Here is a 20,612-nt window from a genome sequence, read left to right as displayed (position 1 = left end):
ACCTCGCCGTCACCTCCGGAAGAACACCCGCCGACCAGGCACAATACAGCCAGAACCCATCCACGCCACCCCATGCCCCGTCCCCCCGGTCCCGAAGCCGCTGACGCTCGAAACCTAACCGCCGCCCAATGCCCAGGCAATCACCGATCAGCCCCAGGCTGATCAAAAAGAAACACGAGATTCGCGATGACGAGACGCGGATATCGCCTGCGAACTGACCCTGAGCGCCACTCGGCCGGGCACCCGCCCACGGCGGACACCCGGCCGGGCACCGCAACGGTTCAGCGTCCGCAGCGGGCGGGCGGCGGAGCCAGATCGACCGCGCCGTCGATGACCTCGATCACGTTGCCGGCGGCGTCCAGGCGGACGGCGTGCGCGGCCATATGGTTCGAGACCCCCCGAGCGACCGGATTCGGGTGGACCTCCCGGATCCCGGTCGCGGTCGAGATGTCGTTGTCGTTCCGGAAGAACTCCGTGCCGTTGTCGGTGAAGCTGACCGACCAGCGCTGCCCGGCCGCCGTGGTGGCGATCTCGAACTCCTCGCCCGCGACCAGCTGGTTCGGCGGGGTGCCGTCGTCGTCGTACTGCGACTTCAGCGTCCACGGCGTGCCCTGCGAACCGGTGCCGGCGGCCATCACGGGACGTCCGCACGGACGCTCCTTCGCCTGCGCGGCGGTGCCCGTCGCCGCGGCGGTGGTCAGCGCCAGCGCCGCCGAGGTCAACAGTCCTACTGCTATTCGCATACGCATCGAGGTCTCCTCCTCTGTTCGGCTCGTCCGGTTGATAGACCCCTGGGTTACAGGGGCCGTGTAACCCGGGTGCCTATCCCTTGTCGAACCCGACTGTCGGAGAAGGGACGGGGAGATGGGGAAAGCAATGGTGGTCATGGCCGCCACCGTGGGTGCCGCGTTGTCGACGGCCATGGCGTACGTGCCGCAGGCCAGACCCGCGCAAGCGGCCACCGCCACGCGGGGGGAGGTGGTGATCCAGTGGAACCGGACCCTGCTGGGGATCGTGCGGACGCCCGGCGCGCAACCGGCGACCGTCCACGCCACGCGCAACTTCGCCATCATGCACACGGCCATCGCCGACGCCGTCGACGCGAGGTCCGGTTCCGCCTATGCCGCCGCGGCCGAGGCCGGTCACGACAGCCTGACCGCGTTGTACCCCGCCCGGCGCGCCGACCTGGACCGGCAGCTCCATGACGAGCTCGCGAACGTGCCGGACGGCCCGGCCAAGACCGCCGGTATACGCGCAGGTCAGCGCGCGGCCGCGGCCGTGCTGGCCGACCGCGCCCACGACGGCTCCGACGCGACCCCGCCGCCGTTCGTCCCGGGCGACCGTCCGGGCGACTACCGGCCCACCCCGCCGGCGTTCGCGGCGCCGGTGTTCACGCACTGGTCCGGTGTGCGGCCCTTCGTGCTGGAACGCGGCGACCAGTTCCGGCCACGCCCATACCCCGCGCTGACCAGCCGGACCTATGCCAAGGCGCTCAACGAGGTGCAACTCCTGGGCAAGGACACCAGCACCGAGCGCACCGCGGACCAGACCGTCCAGGCGCGCTTCTGGGCCGCGCCGATCTGGAACTACTGGAACGAGATCGCCCAGGACGCCGCGCAACGCCACGGAACCGGGCTGGCCGCCACCGCCCACCTGTTCGCCACGCTCGACCGGACGTTCGCCGACGCGGCGATCGCCTTCTACGACGGCAAGTACCACTACCGCATCTGGCGTCCCGTAACCGCGGTCCGTGCCGCCGACACCGACGGAAACCCCAGGACCCACGCCGATCCGGCATGGAACCCGCTGGCGGTGACGCCTCCCGACCCCTCCTACCCCGGCGCGCACAGCGTCGTCGGGGAGGCCGGAGCGACCGTCCTGACCTCCTTCTTCGGCCCGGACGACCACTTCACCGTCCGCTCGGAGGCGCTGCCCGACGTCACCCGGTCGTTCACCGGCTACCAGGACGCGGCGGACGAGGCCGGCCTCAGCCGCATCTACGCCGGCATCCACACCCGCCTCGACCACACCGCGGGCCAGACGCTCGGCTCCCGCGTCGCCCAGTACGTGCTCACCCACACAACAAGCTGACTGACCCGCCCGGGAGAGGGCGGCCGAGTGCGTCCACCACGTGGGCGCACTCGGCCGTGGACGGCGGCGAACGGAGGATCACCCCCCAGGTGATCCTCCAAGCCCGTTTCGGCGTGCTCCAAGAAACGGCGGAAAGGATCGTCATGCGCCGCTGGAACCCAGTACGACGCAAACCACCCGAACCGGCGGCACCACCCCCCGACGCCCGGGCGCCGCTGCACCTCGTCCAGGCGGACACCTATGCGAACTGGGAGGCGATCTACCTCCACAACGTCGACCGCATCTACCGGCTGATGTTCTCCAAGGTCGGCAACCGCCCCGACGCCGAGGACCTCACCGCCGAGGTCTTCCTGACCGCCCTGCGCCCGCTACGGGTCTCCGCGAGCGTCGGCGAGGTCCGCGCCTACCTACTCGCCACCGCCCGCACCGTTCTCGCCGCACACTGGAAACGCACCCTCGGACGCGAAATCACCGTCATCGACCTGGACCAGATGGCCATAGGCGACGAGCCCCCTCAGGAGACCAGCAACTCCCAAGGACGAGTCGAACAACTCCTGGCCGCACTACCCGAACGCTACAGACGCGTCCTGGAACTGCGCTTCCTGAATTCCTGCACGATCCGCCAGACCGCGGCCGAACTCGGGACCACCATCGGCAACGTCAAAGTGATCCAGCACCGCGCCTTACGCCTCGCAGCAGAACTGGCCCGCGACGACCCAAGCCTCCAAGGATGAGGGTGACCATGAGAGGACTGCCCCGCTTCGTCGAGACCCTGCTGTCCGGCGGCCGCCCCCGGCCGTTTCCAGCCGACGACGCCGACGCGGAAGCCCTGCGCGTGGCCATCGACCTGCGCGCGGCCCGCCCCGGCTCGGACGCCCCTCACGAAGAGTTCATCACCGCACTGCACCGCCGTCTAGCCCGTGACCTGGCCGAACCCGCCCCCTCCACCACCCCGGCCCGCCGCCGCCTCGTCCTGGGCACCGCCGTCGGCGCCCTGGCGGGAGCCGTCGCCGGCGTCTTCACAGGCCGAGCAACCTCAAACGACCCGCCCACCGCGAACAGCGGCGAACTGACCCCCGACCTGGGCATCTGGCACCCCGTCGTAGCAGCCGCCGACCTCCCCGAAGGCGCCGTCCACGGCTTCACCGCCAGCGGCATCGACGGCTTCGTGACCCGCACCAACGGCCGCCTGCGCGCCGTGTCCGGCGTCTGCACCCACCAGGGCTGCCGCCTGACCCCGCACCCCGAAAAGGGCCTCCGCTGCCCCTGCCACGGCGCCCATTTCGCCCCCGACGGCACCGTCCTCTACCACCGCCTGAAAGCCCCGATCCCAGCCCTCCCCCGCCTGGCCCTACGCCAAAGAAACGGAACAATAGAGGTCTACATCCCCCAAGCCTGACCCCAGCCCCTACAACGAACCAGAACCGTCCACCAACCCCAGGCCACTATGCCTCGGAGCACCAAGCGGAGTGCCTCACCCGAGCCTCAAAAAGCAGAACCTCCCTGAGCCGCTCACCCGTCCGCCCCCACGTCTTGATGGCGTGGCAGTTGGGGCATAGCGCGATCATCTGGATCGGATGGTCGCGCCCCCACCGCGCCCTGTCGAGAACATGATCGACCTCAAGAATGGGGTCGCCGTTCTCCTTGACATCCTCGGGCTGCCCGGCGCACAACGGATTCTCGCACCGCCCACCGCTTCGCATCAGGACGGCCCGGACCGCAGCGGAAGACCGCACAGGCTGTTCACGGGCAGCCCGAGTGCTGGCGCGATCGTGATCCCCACGCGCCTCCGCAGCCTCGATCGTCCCGCAGAGCCGACGATAAGCATCCCGCGAATCCGCCCCCTGAAACGGAGACTCGTCAGCACACCCTTGCCCCAAACCGACTTCCTCAAGCAGCCCTTCGGGCAGACCACCACCAAAGAACCGACTGCCCAGAAAGCCGACGGCCTCCATACGAACAGACGCGTCAAGCTCATAAACCCAAGCCGCAAGACCGCATGAAGGATCCTGCTCATCAAGCCATGCAACCGGGTTGCCATGCGCCGCCGGCACGTCGCCAACATGTCCCCGCAACTCCCAAAGGTCCGTACGAGCAAGCGCCAGGACGGGAAACTCAGGCGTCGCCCTGGAACTCGGCTGCCCGTACTCCCGCATGAGCCCCCGCAGCTCACGTCGCGCGCTTCTCCAGGAAACCAGCCGGGGACGGCGCTGTGCCGCCCGCCCCAGAGCCCAAAGAAGCGTTATGGGCTGGTGCCGAGCAGGCCCCTCCGCGGTGATGGCGACCCGCAACGAACCGAGGAGCTCAAGAAGACGCTGCTCAGGCGCGGGCGGCTCATCGGAGACCACCTCGAACCCCAAACGCGCCAGAAGCCGACCGACCGTCTGCTGCCCGCCGGAGAACTCACCTGCCGACAGCGGCCGTCCAGCCACGTGACGGTAAGCCACCCCAACAATCGCCTTCGAGTCGTAGTAGACCCCGCCATAGCGAAGGAAGTACCGGCGAGCTTCCTCGAAACCGTACCGCTCAAGAAACCGCTCCCGCCCGACCTGATCACACTCGGCGATCGCATCCAGGACGGCCTCACGAGTGATCACCGACAGATCCATGCCGGCATGCTATGCCCGAAATGGCCAACGCCGACCAATCCCAGTGTCCCATCCATTGCCCGTCGACAACCGATCCAGCCGACAGAAGCCAACTGCCAAGCCGGCGGTGGGGCCCTACCTCCCGATATCACCGACCGTACCTGAACAACTCCAATCCGGATACCCTCTTTTGGATCACAGATCACTTGGCCCGACGTTAGGGATATCCGGACACCAATGCTGTCGCAGACCTAACAATTGCCTTCCCGCACCATGCAGCCAGGGGCCTCTCCGTGACGGGGTGGTTTTGCGGCCGGTCTGACCTGTTAGGCATCGCCTCTGAGTGAGAGTTGTCGTCGGCAGCGCGCTCCTCCACGATCGAGGACGAGGTCCGGCCCTGCCCCCGCGCTCTTCGACCTACCTCAGAGTCCCGTCCTGAGCACAGGCTGGACGCCGACCGAACGGCGCCGGTGGGGCTCAGAGGAGGGTGACGGTTCGCTGGGACAGGCCGGGACAGGTCGTGTCCATGGTCGGGGTTGGTTCGCGACAAGGCAGGGACAAAGCCTTGAGGCCGGTCTCCTTGGCGGAGAACCGGCCTCTGACCTGCATCTTTATGTCGGGGTGGCGGGATTTGAACCCACGACCTCTTCGTCCCGAAGTAGGTCCTGGGCGATCACCAGCCTGTGGGTAAATCGAATGCCGCTGGTCAGTGCGTTCTCTCCGTGGGTTTGCGTTGGTCACAGGTGCCCTCGATCTCAAGATCTTCTCCAGAACTTCTCCAGACCTGGGTCACTGACCGCCACCGTGATCTGACGGCGGGCCTACCAGGTGGCGCCGCCGTCGCCCATCACGCCGTGGCGCTCCAGCAGCTCGGCGAAGAACTGGCGAACCATGACGCGGGCGGTGCCCTCGTCCTGCGTCAGCTCGTAGCCGCCAAACCGGTACACCTCGTACCCGTACAGGCGCAGCTCGCGGTCCTCGGCGACCATATCCGAGTAGCGGAGCGGTGAGGCGGTTTCGTCCTCCGCGTAGTGGTGCTTGCCGTCGACCTCAATCACGACCCGGACGCCGCCCGGCAGCAGCATCAGGAAATCCATGCGTTCGCGCTCCAGGACGTCGCCGACGCCCTCCTTCCGACGCTGCCTGCGTGTGTACGGGTCATAGTGCAGGTACACCTGCGGCAGCAGGGCCGGGAAGTCGGCGTCCGGCTCGGTGGGCGGGAAGTACTTGACGTAGGTCTGGAACAGCAGCTTCTCGGCGTCGCTGGCCAATGAGGCGAACAACCGCTTGTACAAGGCGCCGCCGACCTCGGTCACCGAGACGGACTCCTCGAACGACTCCCGCTCCCGCCACCAGCCGGTCAGGTCGCTCCACCTCATGCCCTCGGAGCCGAGATGGCGGTCGTAGGTCAGGATGTCCTCGTCGCCCTCGACGACCTCTATCTTGTTCTCGATCAGGTCGCGTAGCACGATGCGCGGTTTGCTCCCGTTCGAGGCGAACAGGATGTTCTTCACCTCGCCATCCACGCCTCGGATCGCGCCGTCCGGACCATCCTCAATCTCCTCCAGCCGGATCAAGATTGGTTCGAAGATGCCGCGCAGGTAGGCGTCCCGAGCTTTGATATGGGCGGTGAGGCTGCGCTCGCCAATGGATCGGTCGTCGCAAAGGTCAAAGTAGCCGTCCCTGTCGCGGAAGTCGGTCTGAAATGGGATGCCGATCCGCCGCAGCACGACTCGCAGGGTCCGCAGGATCTCCCTGATCTCGTCGTTCTCCAGCCACCATCGCGTAGTCCCGTAGGCACTCTTGAACGTCTCGTAGGTGAGCCGGGCAAGTCCATGTGCCACCCCTACGTCGTCACGGTTCTCCAGGGGGCCTCTCCGCAACTGCCGGAGGAGCGCCATGTCTAGGTACCGCTCGTCGTCATCTGAGTAACCGAAGAAGGTGTCCGGGTGCACGACTCGATTATCACCAGCGTCGCTGACACTTCGGTGGTCTTCGGAGTGAGAGGGGCGAAGTTCTTAGCTGGCCGGCTAGGTTGCCGCCCCGACGGCAGCAGACGCATCTGTAACTGCTATTTGGTAGATGACGATTACGCGATCCCGCTGGCACGGACCGGGGTACTCGTTCGCGCGAACGGCGCGCAACCCGTGACAGACCGTTTCGCGCGAACGAGTGCCCCGGCTCGCGGGGGTCCAGGGGGCGGCGTAGCCCCCTGGTTCGAGCTCGCTCAAGCGGCTTCCAACCACCTGGATCCATCTGGATTGGCCATCCCTCGCAGGGACGATGAGGACGCCTCGACCATCACCAAACGAGGCCGGTAGTACATGTTGCGAACCCTCGTAGAGCGATGAGGAACATGCCCAGCGGCCTCTGGAAGCCCTGAAGACCTAGTTGCGAACCCCGGTAGGGGCGATGAGGACTCCGGGAAGGGCTGACCGACCAGTACCAGGACCACAGGTTGCGAACCCTTGTAGGGGCGATGAGGACCCCTCGCCACGGTGGGACCCCTGGCGCACGATCCCGTTGCGAACCCTGGTAGGGGCGATGAGGACGCACCTGACCCGCTCCACGTCCGCGGCTACCAGCTGTTGCGAACCCTGGTAGGGGCGATGAGGACCCCATGGTAAAGCCGCTGGCTGGATGGTGCACGGGCGGCCGTACATAGAGCGCGATTTCAGCAAACCTCCGGTAGTGCGCGAGACCCCGGCGTGTCGCTGAAACGATCAAGGACGATTTCGTGGGCGAGCACGTCCGAAGCATCCCAGAGCGGCCTGGTTGCTCGCTTTCTCCTGCGCTTGTTTGCCCTGTTGACAGGGGCAGCGCGGGACGGCGGGACCGGCCCGGAGAGGCCGCACGCCCGCCGTCCCGCGCTGGCCCCGGCGACCGCGTAGCGGGCGCCTTTAAAGACGTAGAGAAAGTTCTCATCCGGTGTGGGTGCTGGCTGGGTGACCTGGGGTTACGGGATGAGCTTGGTTAGGGCTCGGCGGGTTTGGTCGGCGAGGCTGACGGCGGCGCCTAGGCGGTTGTCGATGGTGAGGTGGGCGGCCTGGGGCGGGTCTTCGGTGTTGAGGCCGGCGGTGTACTCCTCCCAGTGGGCGAGCTTCCAGCCGTCTCGGGCGGCGTCGCGTAGCTCGATGTACTCGTGCATGGTGTCGACGTCGCTGTGCACCCATATCGCGGTGACGTCCACGCCCTTGGCCTGGCACCGGTGGGTCAGGCGTGGGAGCCATGACGAGTCGTTGAGCTCGTTGACGAACGGGGCGGCGAGGATGATCGACACTCCGCACTCGATGTTGCCGTGGGCGGTGTTCATCAGGCATCGGTACTCGTGCGGGCGGACCTCGGTGCGGTAGAGGTCGGTGTGGCGGTCGTGGGGGTCGCCGTTGAGGGAGACGAGTAGGCGTTCGGTCAGGCGGCGGGTGAGGGCGTCCTTGTCCAGGAACGCCCATCCCGAGAGGTCGGAGAGGAAGCGGGCGAACTCGGTTTTCCCGGAGCCTGCGTAACCGCCCACCAGGACGAGCGTGGGGTTGCCGCCCGCGTTGGCGACGGCGCGGCCGTGCCAGGCGTTCGCTATGCGGGTCGTGAGCGGGACGGTGTCGGGGAAGAACGGCGACAGGTCGAACGGGATGCCGTCCGGGCCTGGGGTCTTGCCGCGCACTTCGGCGGCCATGCGTTCCAGGACGGTGAGGGGGACGTTGTGAGCGCGGGCCAGGTGCGGCAACCAGTCGTCGGGGATGCGGTCGCCGCGTTCCCAGCGGGAGATCTCGTGTCGGGTCAGGGTGTTGGAGCCGGTCAGGGCGCATAGCTCGGCGGCTAGCGCGGTCTGGCTTCTGCTGCCCCGTAGGCGTCGCAGGTAGGCGCCGAACTCCTGGCGCTTCTCGGTGGTCATGCGGTGTGGCCACCTCCCCTCACCGAGTGTGGCCCACACCTGGCCCCCTGTCAGGCTCCTTTGCTAATCGCGGTACGGCGCAACGCTGGTCGTCATGCCGTACGGGCCTGCTCGCCGGGCTCGCCGTCGATCACCAAGGACAACCGCGATGGAAACGCGAGCGCAGCAGGAAGACCGAGCCCTTCGCCAGCTACGGGACGACTTCACCGGACATCGGATCTGGAGGTCTCGCCGCGGCGGCGGGCAAGCCGGTGACTGGGTGGCGACCCTGCACGACTCGGCGGCAGGCGTCGACCCGACGGTAATCCGGCCGAACGCTGGCGAGCTGCGGGCGGCGCTCGTCGAAGAGCGCAAGCGCGTGCCCCGTGCGGCTAAGCGGGTCCGGTGATGGCCGCTGTTCCTGTCCCATCACCGGACGGGGCCGCAGATAAGTCCGGGGCGGCCCCGGGGGAGGTTGAGGTGGCGCGGTCGGTGCAGGTTCCCCCGAGCGCACTGGCCGCGTCGCCTCGACCGTGGCAGGCGCGTCGTCGGCTCAACCGGCTGCGGCGGGCGCTGCGGCGGCGGGGGTGGATGGTCGAGCGGCGGTATGCCGAGTGGTCGGTGATTCTGCGGGTGTACTCGGCGCACACGCCATCTCTTGGGGAGAGCATCACGGTTGTCCGTGCGGATGGCGACTGGTGGTTCCAGTCGAGTACCGGCGAGCTGGTAGCGCCGTGCCGCCGCGTCGGCCTGGCCGCGGCTTCGGTCTCGGCTTCGCTGGGCTCGCCGTGGTTGGCGGCCTTGCGGTCTCGGGGTGGGGACGGTACGTGATGGCTGCCCGGACGGCGCTAGACGAGCTTCGGGCGCGTTTCGGGGTGTGGTGTTGGCGGGGGAAGTACACGCGGACGTATTGGGCAATGGTGCCCGCGTGCGGGCGATGGCGCCTGGTGGAGGCGCGTTCGCCGCAAGAGCTGGCCAAGGCTATTCAGGTGCCGGACGGATGGCCCTGGCCCAAGAACGGCCGCGCGGCAGGGTAGGCGGCTGGGTGTCGCGGACGAGCCCTGCCGCGCGGTTCTCTATGCGAGGTCGGCCAGAACGGCGATGGGCTCGCCGGGGCCGGCGGCTACGGCGGCGGTGATGCGGCGGGCCGCCTCGGTCCCGTCGGTGTGGTCGGTACGGATGATCGTGTTGAAGACGGGCGTGTCGGCGGTTGCGCGTAGGTCGGCGTGGGTTTCGTCCCATGCCTTGACGCGGCTCGGGGTATCGAGGTCGCCTCGGTGTTCCGAGCGCTTGGCGCAGACCTCGCGCGGAACCCAGAGCAGAACGCTTGTCCAGGCAAGCGGGACGGCGGCCCGTAGGCGTCGCAGGTCGGCGACGTTGCCCATGTGGACGACGGGGACTCGGTCGGCGTCGACCAGGGCGGCGATGTCCTGCCGGTCAATGGCGTACACGTTGCCGTAGCGGTGGGTCTCTACGACCAGGCGGCCCGCGGTGTGGAGCGCCTCGCGCTCGGCTTCCGAGACGAGCCGGTAGCCGGTGCTTCGGCCGGTCCCGGTCTTGAGCTTCGGCAGTAGGGCGTACCGGTCGTCCAGGCGCGACAGTTCGGCGGTGACGGTGTCCTTGCCGCTGGTCGGCGGGCCGTACAGGATCACGCCCGGACTGGTCATGGCAGGACTCTACGCAGTGCCTCGCGCGTCTGGTCGGCAATGCTGATCGCCGCGCCTAGCCGGTTGTCGACGGTGAGGTGGACACCGGGCGGGCTGGTCTCAGTGTTGAGCCTGGCAGCGTACTCGTCCCAGTGGGCGAGCTTCCAGGCATCGCGCGGGGCGTCGCGGAACTCGATGTACTCGCGCATGGAGTCGACGTCGCACCGGACCCAGATCACCGCGACGTCCACGCCCTTGGCCTTGCATCGGTTGGTGAGTCGACCTAGCCATGCCTCGTCGTTCAGTTCTGATATGAACGGGGCGGCGAGGATTGTGGATATGCCGCAATCAATGTTGTCGTTGGCGGTGTCCATGAGGCACTTGTACTCAAGGGGCCTGACCTCGTTCAGATAGAGGTCGGTGTGGCGGTCGTGCGGGTCGCCGTCCATGGAGACGAGAAGGCGTTCGGTCAGGCGACGGGTTAGGGAGTCCTTGTCCAGGAATGCCCACCCGGACACGTCGCCGAGGAAGCGTGCAAATTCGGTCTTACCTGACCCGGCATAGCCTCCGACCAGGGCGAGCGTCGTCGTTCCGATGCTGCCGCTCATGGCTCGGCCCCGCCATGCGCTGACGACACGAGCCTTGAGCGCGTCGCCTGCGGTGGCGTCCTGGCCCTGCGTCTGGTCGGAGACCCGGTCGAGTCCCTGCGTGATGGCGTTGGCGGCCTCCTCGGTGGCGGCCGGGCTGAGCGGCGCCGGGAGGGGCAGCGTCAGGTCTCCCGTCGCCTCGCCGGGGAGCGGAAGGCGAAATCCGAGTTCAGGTTCGGTGGCCTCGTACATGAGGCAGTAGGCGCGCCGGTAGTGCGGACCCGGGTACATGCTGCCGTTCTCATGGCCCCACAAGGTCTGGAAGTTCGCCGCGACCCTGAGTCCGCCTCGTTCGGCGACCGTGCGCAACTGGTCCCCGGCCGCCTCAAGACTCAGCCCGTGGGTCTCTCGGCGCTCGCGCAGCTTCGTGGGTTTCCAGCCGGGGCGCTGCTTGGTCGTGCTCATTCTGGCCTTCCGTTTCACCGTAGACGTCGGCATATGTGCGCATATCCCGAGCGTCTGCCATGGGGGTGTGAAAGTGGACGTATAAGCGAACGTGAAAGAACCCGATGAGGGAACAGTGATGGGCTGGCGGTGCCTCCTGGCGCGAACATTGCTGAGTGCCGGATGACAGAGCGAATCACATCGGGAGGCGATCAGCGGTGCCGGAAGGCGGCGAGCAGGAAGGGACTCCGCATGAACAGTTGGCGCTGATTCTGGTAGAGCTGGACGAACTCATTTGCCGGACTGACCAGCTTTCGGAGGCTCTGGAAACACAGCCCGTTCGATCCGGGCGACGCGCTCTCCGAGATCACGGATCGCGGTGAGTACCTCCGTGAGCTGCTTCATCGTCACGTCGTCGTCACCGGTCGTCGGTGGGGCCTCGCCGGACGGGCGGGCGTCGGCCTGGTCGCGGACGAACACGCCCTTACCTTGCTGGCCGATCACCGCGCCTTCGGTCCGCAACACGCTGATAGCGGCCTTCACGACCCCGGCGGACACGTCGTACTCCTCGCGGAGCCGGGCCGTCGACGGTAGGGCCTCCCCCGCCACCAGGCGGCCATCCCGGATCTGTTGCCGCAGGTCATCGGCTATTTGCAGATATCCGGGCCGTCCGGTCCTCTCGACCACTCGTCCGCCTTCCGTCGGGGGCTTCGACCCAAGTTCAGCACACCCGACCGGCTAAGGAAACCATGGCGTCCTTGACAACATGGAAGACTAGGTCGACTATGTTGTCTAAGTAGTTCACGCAACTCTGGAGGTTCCTAGTGCGCAGCATCCCGGTGGACCTGTCGGCGCTCACATTCGTGTGCGTGTCGGCGCCGCGTCCCAAGCTGGTGAGTCAGGAGACGGGGGAGGTGAAGGTGGACCGTGACGGGAAGACGGTGTTCACGGTCGGGTTGTCGGCGGCCGATGCGACGGGTCGGGTCGATCTGGTGAATGTGTCGGTGCCGGGTGATCAGGAGGTGTCGATCGGGCAGATCGTGACTCCGGTCGGTCTGGTGGCGTTCCCGTGGGAGCAGGTGATCGGCGGTCAGAAGCGGTGGGGTGTCGCCTACCGGGCCTCGCGTATCACCCTGGCCGCTCCGGTCTCGGCACCGGACAGTTCGGCCGCGTCGGTTGCGGCGGACGTGGCCTGAGCGGCGGCCTTGGTGATGAGCGACTACCTGGTGTTCGGGGTCCTGGCCGCTGCGGCGGCCGGGCTCTGGGCCTGGCGCCGGTTCCACCCGGTCTCGTTCTGGTACGGCGTGGCTTTCCCGGCGCGTGCGGCGCTGGTGTACCTGAGCTGGCATCACGTCGCCTCGGGTTGCAGGCTGACTCGTCACCGGCGGCGGCTGCGGCTCGCCCTGGACGCCGTCCCGGTCGTCGGCGGGGCCTCCCGTGCTGAGGCGGCGGTGGTCGAGCACAAGCGGCGGGTGCGGCGCGTCGATGTCGAGCGCGCTCCCCGGCTGGGTTTGCTGCGGCCGACCCGGCTGGGGTGGCGGATGCGGCTACGCCTGCACGACGGCCAAGTTCCGGCCGACTACCAGAAGGCAGCGGAGGGCATCGCGCATGCCTGGCGCGTGCACTCGGTACGGGTAGTGGACGTGCGCCCCGGTTTCGTGACGCTGTGGGCGACCATGGCCGATCCGCTGACCGAGGTGGCGGTGTCGCCAGAGCCCTGGAAGTTGTTGCGGGTGCGGCCGGGGAAGCTGGAGAATGGGCGCGACTGGGTGATGGACTTGCGTGTCGTTCCGCACTGGCTCATCGCCGGGGCGACCCTGTCGGGTAAGTCCAACCTGGCCAACGCGATCATCTGTGCTCTGGCGCCGCAACCGGTCGCGCTGGTGGGGTTCGACCTCAAAGGCGGCGTCGAGTTCACCCCCTACGCGCCCCGGCTCTCGGCGCTGGCCACCACCCGCAAAGAGTCCGTCGATCTGCTGGCCGACCTGATGGCCGAGGTGGAGAACCGCATGGCGACCTGCCGTGCGCACGGGGCCCGCAACATCTGGACACTCCCCGAGGAACTGCGGCCCGTTCCCATCGTCGCCCTGGTGGACGAGGTCGCCGAACTGTTCCTGATGGCCGACAAGACCGAGAAGGACGAGGTGTCCAAGACCGCCACCTCGCTACTGAGGATCGCGCAGCTCGGTCGGGCGTTCGCGGTCTCCCTGATCGTCTGCGGGCAACGCATCGGCTCCGACCTGGGGCCCGGCGTCACCGCCCTGCGGGCGCAACTGTCGGGGCGGGTGTGCCACCGGGTCAACGACCCCGAGACCGCGAACATGACCCTGGGCGACCTGGACCCCGCCGCCCTGGACGCTGCACGCGCGATACCGGCCGAGACTCCGGGCGTGTGCATCCTGGCCGGGCAGGACGGTGCTTGGCACCGTGCCCGCTCGGTCTTCGTCCCTGAAGCTGCGGCCGAGCAAGCCGCCCGCGACTACGCACACCTGACCCCGGACTGGAACGTCCTCGTCGGCTCCGTCCCGGACGTGCGACCCGCCGCATAGGCCCCCACTTCACTGCGGCTCGGCGTGAGCCCTCAATCCGCGCCACGTCCCTACCCGACCCATGCCCGAAACCGCCCCTGGAGGTAGCCCGATGGCTGCTCGCATCCGCGTCCTTCGTCCCCGTCCTGCCCGTCCTCGTCCCCGGTTCGCCGTCGTCCCGTCCTCGTCCCGGTCGGCGTCGGTGTCGTCCTGGGATGTGTGGCCGGTCGGGGTCGAGTGGGACGAGTTCCGCTCCCTGCACATCGCCCGGTGTCAGCGCTGCGCCGACTCCTTCGCCTCCGCGTCCTGGGCCCAGGTGGACCGGTGGGCTGACACCCACCGTTGTGACGCCGAGTTGGCCGCGCTGCTCGCGCTCGTCACTGAGCGGCGGGCGGCATGACCCGCCGCCTCCTCGGGGCGCTGGCCGATTCGGGGCCGGTGGTGGTGTTGGCGGGGATCGCGGCGGCGGGGTCCTTCACCCACATCCGCGACACCGCCACCGACCACGGCCAAGACGGGTGGATGGCCTGGGCCATCGCCGTGTGCATCGACCTCACCTGCGTCATGGCGGCCGGGGAACGCCAGCGGGACAAGCGCACCGGGCGGGAGACGGGGCGGCTGTCGTGGCCGACGCTGGTCCTGGTCGGCGGCATCCTGCTCTCCCTTGCGGCGAACCTGGCGCAAGCCGATGCGTCGGTGTGGGGTTGGATCACCGCCGGTACTCCGGCCGGGGCGTTCCTGGTCGCCGTCTCCATGCTGGAGCGTCGCAAGGCCGCCCCGGCGGCTGAGCGGACCTCGTCGGTTCCCGTCCCCGATGGCGCGGCCGCCCCGGACACCTTCGACCGTCCGTCCTCGACTGTGTCTCCCCCGTCCGCCGTCCCGTCCTCGTCCTCGTCGTCGTGGGTGGTGTGGGAAGCCGACCCGGCCGCCGCCGCTTCGTCCGCAAAGCCAGTCGGCGACGACCAGGACACCAAGGACGACCAAGACGGCGAGCACGGGCAGGACGGCCAAACCACGATCCCCGTCCCGGCCGCCGAACAATCCGCGGCTGCTTCGCCCGATCCGGCCCCAGCGGCGGCTCCGCTGGTGGAGTTCGCGCGGCGGGTCGCCTCCGAACACCAGAGCAGGGAAGGGCGCCCGATCACCCGTGACGCGCTCCGCGCACGGCTTGGGGTCTCCAACCAACTCGCCTCGGACCTGCTCCGCCAGATCCGCACCGAAACCGCACCCACCGCCTGACCACTGGAGGAACCGCACCATGACCACCCACACCAACCCCACCGATCCGACCGACCCGACCGACCCGACCGGCGGTGTTGTTCCGGGTGACCTGTTCGCCCGTCACCAGGTCATCACCGGCCTGCGCGACCTGGCCGACTTCCTAGAAGACAACCCGGCCGTTCCGGTCCCCGAGTACGGCGACAGCTTCGACGTCTTCCCCCGCGAGGCTGACGAGACCCTCTCGGCTGCGGTCGTCGACCACGTCGCCGAACTCCTGGGCGTGCCCGTCCAGGACGACCGTGCGCAGGGCGGGCACTACATCGCCGCCCGTTCCTTCGGCCGGATCACCTACCGCCTCGTTCACATCCCCGACCGTGTCCGCCGCGCATTCGACGCGCGGCGGAGCTACCTCGACAACATCCGCACCGACGACGACCAGGACGACGCCGGGCAGGCGGCCTGATGACCACACCGCACCCGACCCGTCCCCTACGGGGTCGCCCGGACGACCGGCCGCCCCTCCCCGTCCTGCTGGTCCCGCTGGTGTGGGGCTGGGTGTGCGGGTCCTGCGGCGGGGGCGGCGTCGCCTCCGACGGGACGACCTGCCCCGACTGCCACGGCCACGGCTACCACTAGAGGAGAACCGTCATGTACCTGCGCCGTACCGCGTCCATCGCCTTCTGGATCGCCCTGACCGTGTTCCTGATCCGCCACCCCGAAACCGGAGCGCAGACGGTCAAGGCCATCGGCGGCGGCTTCGCCCTGCTCGCCGACGCCCTCTCCCGGTTCATCGAAGCGTTCTGACCGTGCCCCGGCGCGGCGACTCGCCGCCAAGCAAAAGGCGCCGCGCCGGGGCCCTTCCCCGCTAACCACATCACCGGATAGGGAGACCCCTCCATCGTGCCCCACCCAGCACCGTCCATCACCGGCCTTGCCGCACGGGACATGGCGATGCGGTTCAACCGGCCCGACTTCAGCCGGTGGGCCGCACGCGCCCGCGCCACCGGGGGATGCGCTCAACCCGTCCACCTACGCGGACGCGTCGAATACCGCGACCCGCTCACCGGCGCGGTGCTGCACCACTACTCGACTGCTCGTGAGCCGGGCGGGGTGCTGCGGGTGGCGTGCAAGACCCGCCGCGCCTCCCGCTGCCCCGCCTGCGCCGAGACCTACCGCGCCGACACCTACCAACTCATCCGCGCGGGCCTGATCGGCGGCAAAGGCGTCCCCGCGACCGTGACCACCCACCCGGCCGCGTTCGTCACCCTCACCGCCCCCTCCTTCGGTCCCGTCCACTCCCACCGGGCAGGGGCCGGCGGAGGTGTCGCGCCCTGCCATCCCCGGCGCGGCGGCGGCACCTGCGAGCACGGACGGCCGGTCTCCTGCACCCTCCGGCACTCCGCAGATGACGGGCGGCTTGGGCAACCGATCTGCCCGGACTGCTTCGACTACCCCGGCGCCGTGCTCTGGAACGCCAACGCCCCCGAACTCTGGCGCCGCTTCACCATGGCCGTCCGCCGCCACCTCGCGCGGTCGGCCGGGCTGCGTGTGGGGGAGCTGCGCGAGGTTCTCACGGTGTCGTTCGCCAAGGTCGCCGAATACCAGCGGCGCGGCCTGGTGCATTTCCATGCCGTCATCCGCCTGGATGGACCGGGCGGCCCCCACGCGTCCCCGCCCGCCTGGGCCACCCTCGACCAAATCCGCGCGGCCGTGGACCACGCGGCGGGCGCGGTCAAGGTCACCACCCCGGCGGCGGCCGGTGTCCCGGCCAAGACCCATCGGTGGGGTGCGCAGATCGACGTGCGGCCCATCACCGCCTCCGGGGACCTGACCGATGGTGCGGTGGCGGGCTACATCGCCAAATACGCCACCAAAGCCGCCGAATGCGTCGGCACCCTCGACCGCCCCATCCGAGCAACCGACGACCTAGCCGACCTCCCCATCACCCCACACGCCCGACGACTCATCGCCGCATGCCTGCGCTTGGGCGCCGCCGAAGAACTCGCCGGGCTGAGGTTGGCCGAATGGGCGCACATGCTCGGCTTCCGCGGCCACTTCTCCACCAAATCACGGCGCTACTCCGTAACCCTCCGGGAACTACGCGCCGACCGCATCGAACACAACCAGCGCCAACACGACCACATCACCACCGGCCGCCTCCCCTTCGATGACGACCAAGTCCTCGTCATCGCGCACTGGCGCTACCTCGGACAAGGCATGACCCCCGGCGAAGCTCTCCTCACCGCTGCCCTCACCGGCAAACCCCTGCCCGAACTCGCAGCGCCCGCACTGTCGCAGGGGGGTTCTGCATGACCGGGCGATACCTGCCACCACTGCCTCCGGTCTATCTGGCGAGCGACATCGCCAAAGCGCTGCACTGCTCCGAATGGTGGGTCAAGGAGCAGGCGCGTCGGGGCCGCATCCCCTTCAGCAGGGTCGGGGGAGGCTACCGATTCACCGCTGATCACTTCGCCGAGATCATGCGGATCTTCGAAAGCCGTCCTGCGCAAGCTGCCAGCGTCCGCGCCCGGCCATCAGCTTCCGCTACCCGCGAGCCCGTTTCGCCGCCCCCTCCTGTTCACGAGCTGCGGGCGCGGACGCCTCGCAGAACACGGCAAAGCCGACAGCCCAAAGCCGCCTGACCAGACCCCTGCTCGCCGAGCATCCGGGCGAGTGCTTCCAGCCGATCGATAGGACGTCACGTGGGCTATGCCGAGAAGCTCGGTAGCTACTGGCGGGGCCGGTACAAGGCTGCCCCTGGTAAGTACCTCACCGTCAGCGACCAAGACGGCGAGACGATCCGATACCGCACCAAAGCAGCCGCGAAGAAGGCCGCCGATGACGCGGAAGCAGAGGTGAGGGCCGGTCTGAAAAAGCCGCCTCCCAGCGAAATCACTTTTGGTGACTACGCGAGGCGCTGGTATGCCGCGCAAGACCTCGCCTCTTCCACCATGCAAAACTACCGCCGTCATCTCGAAGATCATTTGCTCCCGGCCTTCGAGGGCGATCTCCTGGTCGACATCACCAAGGACATCATCACAGCGTGGGAAAAACGCGAGCGAGCGGTGCCTTACGAGGTCAGTAGCATCAAGACCTGGCGGGCGACGCTGCACCTCATCCTTGCTGATGCGGTGGATGAGGGGCTGCTCACCTCCAACCCTGCGACGAAACGACGTGGCCGGGGTAAGCGTGCTGGTCGCTCGCGCAACCGAAGCCCCGAAAAGGTCGTGACGTCAGCGCTCGGGATCTTGCTCCTTGCGGAGCGGGTCGCGCTGCTATCCGGACGTGATGATGAATTCGTTGCCGTGGTCCTCAAGGGCTACACCGGCATGCGCTGGGGGGAGCTGGTCGGCCTGGAGACGGAGTTCGTCCGGCCTGGCAAGATCCGGGTCGAATGGCAACTCTACGAACTCGACGACGGGCAACTAGAGCGCTGCCCACCCAAGGACGACTCTTACCGGGACATCGACCTGCCGTCCTTCCTGGACACCCTCTTGGAGGATCACCTCACTCGTACGGCTCCCAAGCCGTGCACCTGCCACGGAAAGGCGTACGCCTTCCGGAGCCACGGCACTGCCAACGGTGCCGCACGCAGTCCGGGAGCAAAGCTCGTCGACGTAGCGCGTCGCGCCGGTGTCTCCACGGGCACTGTGTCCAACGTCCTCAATCGTCCCGACACGGTGGCCGAACCGACCCGCCTCAAGGTGGCGGCCGCCATCGCTGACCTTGGATACGTCCGTAACGGCACCGTAGGAGAACTGGCAGCGCACTGGAGGCGCTCTGGTTTCGCCACCTGGCTCTTCCAACCAGCTACCACCGGCTGGTACCCCAAGCGCGGAACGCAACCTGCGCACCCCGTACCCCTCGTCGCTGAGCCCTGGCCGGGAGTTCCGGCACGTGGCCGGGGCGCGTCCCGCCGGGCAGAGTTGCACTGGCTGCCGATTGCGCCGGGCCTGACGCCGCATGGGCTCCGTCACACCCACAAGACCCTCATGCGGGAACTGGGCATCCCGCCCAAGCTCATGGACGAGCGGATGGGCCACCTCGACGGGTCGGTCCAGGCTCGCTATGACCACGTGACGCAGAGGATGAGGGACGTCCTGCTGGAGGGCCTTACCGCCATGTGGGAAGACGCGCTGCAAGCACGCCGGGCCATGAACCCTCGCTCGGCCGTGAAGATCCTGGACGAGCTGCTGAGAGGCTGACTTTTCTCCAGAACTTCTCCAGAGACCCTCGGAGAAACACTCAGGGCCGATCTCCCATGGCGGGAGTATCGGCCCTGACCTGCTGCTTCGGCTGTCGGGGTGGCGGGATTTGAACCCACGACCTCTTCGTCCCGAACGAAGCGCGCTGCCAAGCTGCGCTACACCCCGGTGGTGGCTGCCCGGGAGTCGTACGTGCCTCCCGGCGCCTTGACCACTTTAGCGGATGCTCGGGGGTGCTGCGTCCTCAATATCGGGGGCGCTGGCTGGGTGTGAAGCTGGTCACGGCTGCGGCGGGGGCGTAGGTCTTGGGGCTGCCTCGGTCGCTGGGAGCCATCGTCGCAGGTCGGGTGCGGCGGCGTGTGAGGGTGAGCGGGCCGCTCAGGGGCGCTGGGGGCGGGTGGGTGCTGTCAGGTCCTTGGCTGGACAGGGGGTTGTCGGTGGTGGGTGATCTGATGGTTACGGAGGGGAGTGGGTGGCGGTTTGGTTGGGGTGCTAGGGGTCAGCGGGGGACGAGGGTTAGAAGGGATGCTTCGGGAGGGCAGCAGAAGCGCATGGGGGCCGTTGGGGAGGTGCCCAGGCCGGCTGAGACGTGCAGCCAGGAGCCGCGGTGGCGGTGGAGGCCCTTGACGCGGGGGCGGTCGATGCCGCAGTTGGTCGCCAGGGCGCCGTAGAAGGGGACGCAGACCTGGCCGCCGTGGGTGTGGCCCGCCAGGAGCAGGTCGTAGCCGTCGGCGGTGAAACGGTCCAGGTTGCGGGGCTCGGGGGAATGCATGACTCCCAGGTGGATGTCCGCCTGCGGGTCGACGGGGCCGGCGACCTTGTCGTAGCGGTCGCGGTTGATGTGGGAGTCGTCGATTCCGCCGAACTCGACGTCCAACTCGCCGACCTTGAGGCGGCCGATGCGGTTGTTCAGGTCGAGCCAGCCGGCGGCCTGGAGGGACGAGCCGAGCTCGCGGTAGGGCAGGTCGGGCTCGCGGCGATGCCGCTTGTAGTCGGCCTTGCTCGTTCGCCAGATGTAGCGAAGGGGGTTCTTGAAGACGGGCGAGTAGAGGTCGTTGGACCCGTACACGAAGACGCCCGGACGGTCGAGGAGGGGGCCCAGGGCGTCCAGGAACGGCCCGATCGCATCGCGGTGCGAGAGGGTGTCGCCGGTGTTGACCACGAGGTCGGGTTCCAGCGCGTCCAGGGACCGGACCCAGCGGATCAGCCGTGACCGGCCGGGCGTGAGGTGCGCGTCGGAGATGTGCAGGATCTTCACCGACGGACGACCGGGCTGCAACACCGGAACGTCGAAGCGGCGGAGGCGGAACCAGTTCCGCTCGATCACCGAGGCGTACCCGAAGGTCGCGGCACCCGCGCCCAGGAGGCCCAGGGGCACGGTGTAGATCTTTCGCACGGTTCTCCCTTCTCAGGTCTCCATGCTTCCAGACACGG

The 20,612-nt window shown here is 68.3% G+C and carries 21 protein-coding genes and 1 tRNA gene; 13 read left to right on the top strand and 9 right to left on the bottom strand.

All coding sequences use genetic code 11. The annotated features are described in order from the left end of the window. Positions 1 to 281: 281 nt before the first annotated feature. On the bottom strand, positions 282 to 749 hold the full coding sequence (locus KLI87_RS01995; protein WP_156217212.1) for a hypothetical protein: 468 nt from the start codon (positions 747 to 749) through the stop codon (positions 282 to 284). 115 nt (positions 750 to 864) lie between these two features. Between KLI87_RS01995 and KLI87_RS01990 the strand changes: the two genes are divergently transcribed. Genes KLI87_RS01990 through KLI87_RS01980 form a run of 3 tightly spaced genes read left to right on the top strand, consistent with a single transcriptional unit; the run spans position 865 to position 3,490 of the window. Then, positions 865 to 2,091 carry a vanadium-dependent haloperoxidase gene (locus KLI87_RS01990; protein WP_214615605.1) on the top strand — a complete coding sequence of 409 codons (1,227 nt, stop codon included), beginning with the start codon at positions 865 to 867 and terminating at the stop codon, positions 2,089 to 2,091. A 56-nt stretch (positions 2,092 to 2,147) separates the two neighbouring features. Next, positions 2,148 to 2,825: an RNA polymerase sigma factor gene (locus KLI87_RS01985; RefSeq protein WP_214615604.1), complete on the top strand. Its 678-nt coding sequence runs from the start codon at positions 2,148 to 2,150 to the stop codon at positions 2,823 to 2,825. 8 nt (positions 2,826 to 2,833) lie between these two features. Next, positions 2,834 to 3,490, top strand: coding sequence for a Rieske (2Fe-2S) protein (locus KLI87_RS01980; protein WP_214615603.1), 657 nt, complete (start codon positions 2,834 to 2,836; stop codon positions 3,488 to 3,490). 46 nt (positions 3,491 to 3,536) lie between these two features. Here KLI87_RS01980 and KLI87_RS01975 read toward each other — a convergent pair whose 3' ends face one another. The 3 genes from KLI87_RS01975 to KLI87_RS01965 all read right to left on the bottom strand — a co-directional run bounded on the left by KLI87_RS01975 (position 3,537) and on the right by KLI87_RS01965 (position 8,568). Beyond that, a complete protein-coding gene (locus KLI87_RS01975) occupies positions 3,537 to 4,700 on the bottom strand; it encodes an HNH endonuclease signature motif containing protein (RefSeq protein ID WP_214615602.1) in 1,164 nt (387 codons plus the stop codon). 800 nt (positions 4,701 to 5,500) lie between these two features. Next, positions 5,501 to 6,634, bottom strand: a complete 1,134-nt coding sequence (locus KLI87_RS01970; protein WP_214615601.1) for a hypothetical protein — start codon at positions 6,632 to 6,634, stop codon at positions 5,501 to 5,503. A 1,001-nt stretch (positions 6,635 to 7,635) separates the two neighbouring features. Beyond that, a complete protein-coding gene (locus KLI87_RS01965) occupies positions 7,636 to 8,568 on the bottom strand; it encodes an AAA family ATPase (protein ID WP_214615600.1) in 933 nt (310 codons plus the stop codon). Positions 8,569 to 8,716: 148 nt separating this feature from the next. Between KLI87_RS01965 and KLI87_RS01960 the strand changes: the two genes are divergently transcribed. Then, complete coding sequence (locus KLI87_RS01960; RefSeq protein WP_156217333.1) at positions 8,717 to 8,956, top strand: hypothetical protein; 240 nt, start codon at positions 8,717 to 8,719, stop codon at positions 8,954 to 8,956. Positions 8,957 to 9,623: 667 nt separating this feature from the next. On the opposite strand, the gene KLI87_RS01955 is transcribed toward KLI87_RS01960, so the two are convergent. The 3 genes from KLI87_RS01955 to KLI87_RS01945 form a co-directional block, all read right to left on the bottom strand. Next, entirely contained in the window at positions 9,624 to 10,214 is a 591-nt protein-coding gene (locus KLI87_RS01955) for a guanylate kinase (protein ID WP_214615599.1), read from the bottom strand. Continuing rightward, a complete protein-coding gene (locus KLI87_RS01950) occupies positions 10,211 to 11,245 on the bottom strand; it encodes an AAA family ATPase (protein ID WP_214615598.1) in 1,035 nt (344 codons plus the stop codon). Before KLI87_RS01950 ends, KLI87_RS01955 begins: the two co-directional genes overlap by 4 nt. Before the next feature lie 270 nt (positions 11,246 to 11,515). Continuing rightward, complete coding sequence (locus tag KLI87_RS01945; RefSeq protein WP_214615597.1) at positions 11,516 to 11,911, bottom strand: winged helix-turn-helix domain-containing protein; 396 nt, start codon at positions 11,909 to 11,911, stop codon at positions 11,516 to 11,518. Positions 11,912 to 12,048: 137 nt separating this feature from the next. Here KLI87_RS01945 and KLI87_RS01940 point away from each other — a divergent pair, with 137 nt between their 5' ends. The 9 genes from KLI87_RS01940 (at position 12,049) to KLI87_RS41800 (ending at position 19,178) form a co-directional block, all read left to right on the top strand. Further along, positions 12,049 to 12,420, top strand: coding sequence for a hypothetical protein (locus tag KLI87_RS01940; RefSeq protein WP_214615596.1), 372 nt, complete (start codon positions 12,049 to 12,051; stop codon positions 12,418 to 12,420). 15 nt (positions 12,421 to 12,435) lie between these two features. Then, positions 12,436 to 13,773 carry an FtsK/SpoIIIE domain-containing protein gene (locus KLI87_RS01935; protein ID WP_214615595.1) on the top strand — a complete coding sequence of 446 codons (1,338 nt, stop codon included), beginning with the start codon at positions 12,436 to 12,438 and terminating at the stop codon, positions 13,771 to 13,773. Between the two features lie 91 nt (positions 13,774 to 13,864). Then, positions 13,865 to 14,152 (top strand): hypothetical protein, encoded by a 288-nt coding sequence (locus KLI87_RS01930; RefSeq protein ID WP_214615594.1) that lies wholly within the window; start codon positions 13,865 to 13,867, stop codon positions 14,150 to 14,152. Further along, positions 14,149 to 14,991 carry a DUF2637 domain-containing protein gene (locus tag KLI87_RS01925; protein ID WP_214615593.1) on the top strand — a complete coding sequence of 281 codons (843 nt, stop codon included), beginning with the start codon at positions 14,149 to 14,151 and terminating at the stop codon, positions 14,989 to 14,991. Before KLI87_RS01930 ends, KLI87_RS01925 begins: the two co-directional genes overlap by 4 nt. 19 nt (positions 14,992 to 15,010) lie before the next feature. Beyond that, positions 15,011 to 15,436 (top strand): hypothetical protein, encoded by a 426-nt coding sequence (locus tag KLI87_RS01920; RefSeq protein ID WP_214615592.1) that lies wholly within the window; start codon positions 15,011 to 15,013, stop codon positions 15,434 to 15,436. Continuing rightward, positions 15,436 to 15,609: a hypothetical protein gene (locus KLI87_RS01915; RefSeq protein WP_214615591.1), complete on the top strand. Its 174-nt coding sequence runs from the start codon at positions 15,436 to 15,438 to the stop codon at positions 15,607 to 15,609. The genes KLI87_RS01920 and KLI87_RS01915 overlap by 1 nt, the downstream gene beginning before the upstream one ends. 12 nt (positions 15,610 to 15,621) lie before the next feature. Continuing rightward, on the top strand, positions 15,622 to 15,777 hold the full coding sequence (locus KLI87_RS01910; protein ID WP_214615590.1) for a hypothetical protein: 156 nt from the start codon (positions 15,622 to 15,624) through the stop codon (positions 15,775 to 15,777). A gap of 141 nt (positions 15,778 to 15,918) precedes the next feature. Beyond that, entirely contained in the window at positions 15,919 to 17,286 is a 1,368-nt protein-coding gene (locus KLI87_RS01905) for a replication initiator (protein ID WP_214616580.1), read from the top strand. 389 nt (positions 17,287 to 17,675) lie between these two features. Further along, the gene (locus tag KLI87_RS41800) at positions 17,676 to 19,178 is read left to right on the top strand and encodes a LacI family DNA-binding transcriptional regulator (protein ID WP_214615589.1); all 1,503 of its coding nucleotides are present in this window, start codon (positions 17,676 to 17,678) and stop codon (positions 19,176 to 19,178) included. A gap of 94 nt (positions 19,179 to 19,272) precedes the next feature. Here the strand turns inward: KLI87_RS41800 and KLI87_RS01895 are convergent. Then, positions 19,273 to 19,346: transfer RNA gene (locus KLI87_RS01895), tRNA-Pro, on the bottom strand. A 331-nt stretch (positions 19,347 to 19,677) separates the two neighbouring features. Beyond that, positions 19,678 to 20,574 carry a metallophosphoesterase gene (locus KLI87_RS01890; RefSeq protein ID WP_214615588.1) on the bottom strand — a complete coding sequence of 299 codons (897 nt, stop codon included), beginning with the start codon at positions 20,572 to 20,574 and terminating at the stop codon, positions 19,678 to 19,680. Positions 20,575 to 20,612 lie beyond the last annotated feature (38 nt).

Origin of the sequence: Actinomadura sp. NEAU-AAG7, from assembly GCF_018603865.1 — a bacterium.
Taxonomy (GTDB): domain Bacteria; phylum Actinomycetota; class Actinomycetes; order Streptosporangiales; family Streptosporangiaceae; genus Spirillospora; species Spirillospora litoris.
This window is presented reverse-complemented; position numbering and strand designations above follow the sequence as displayed.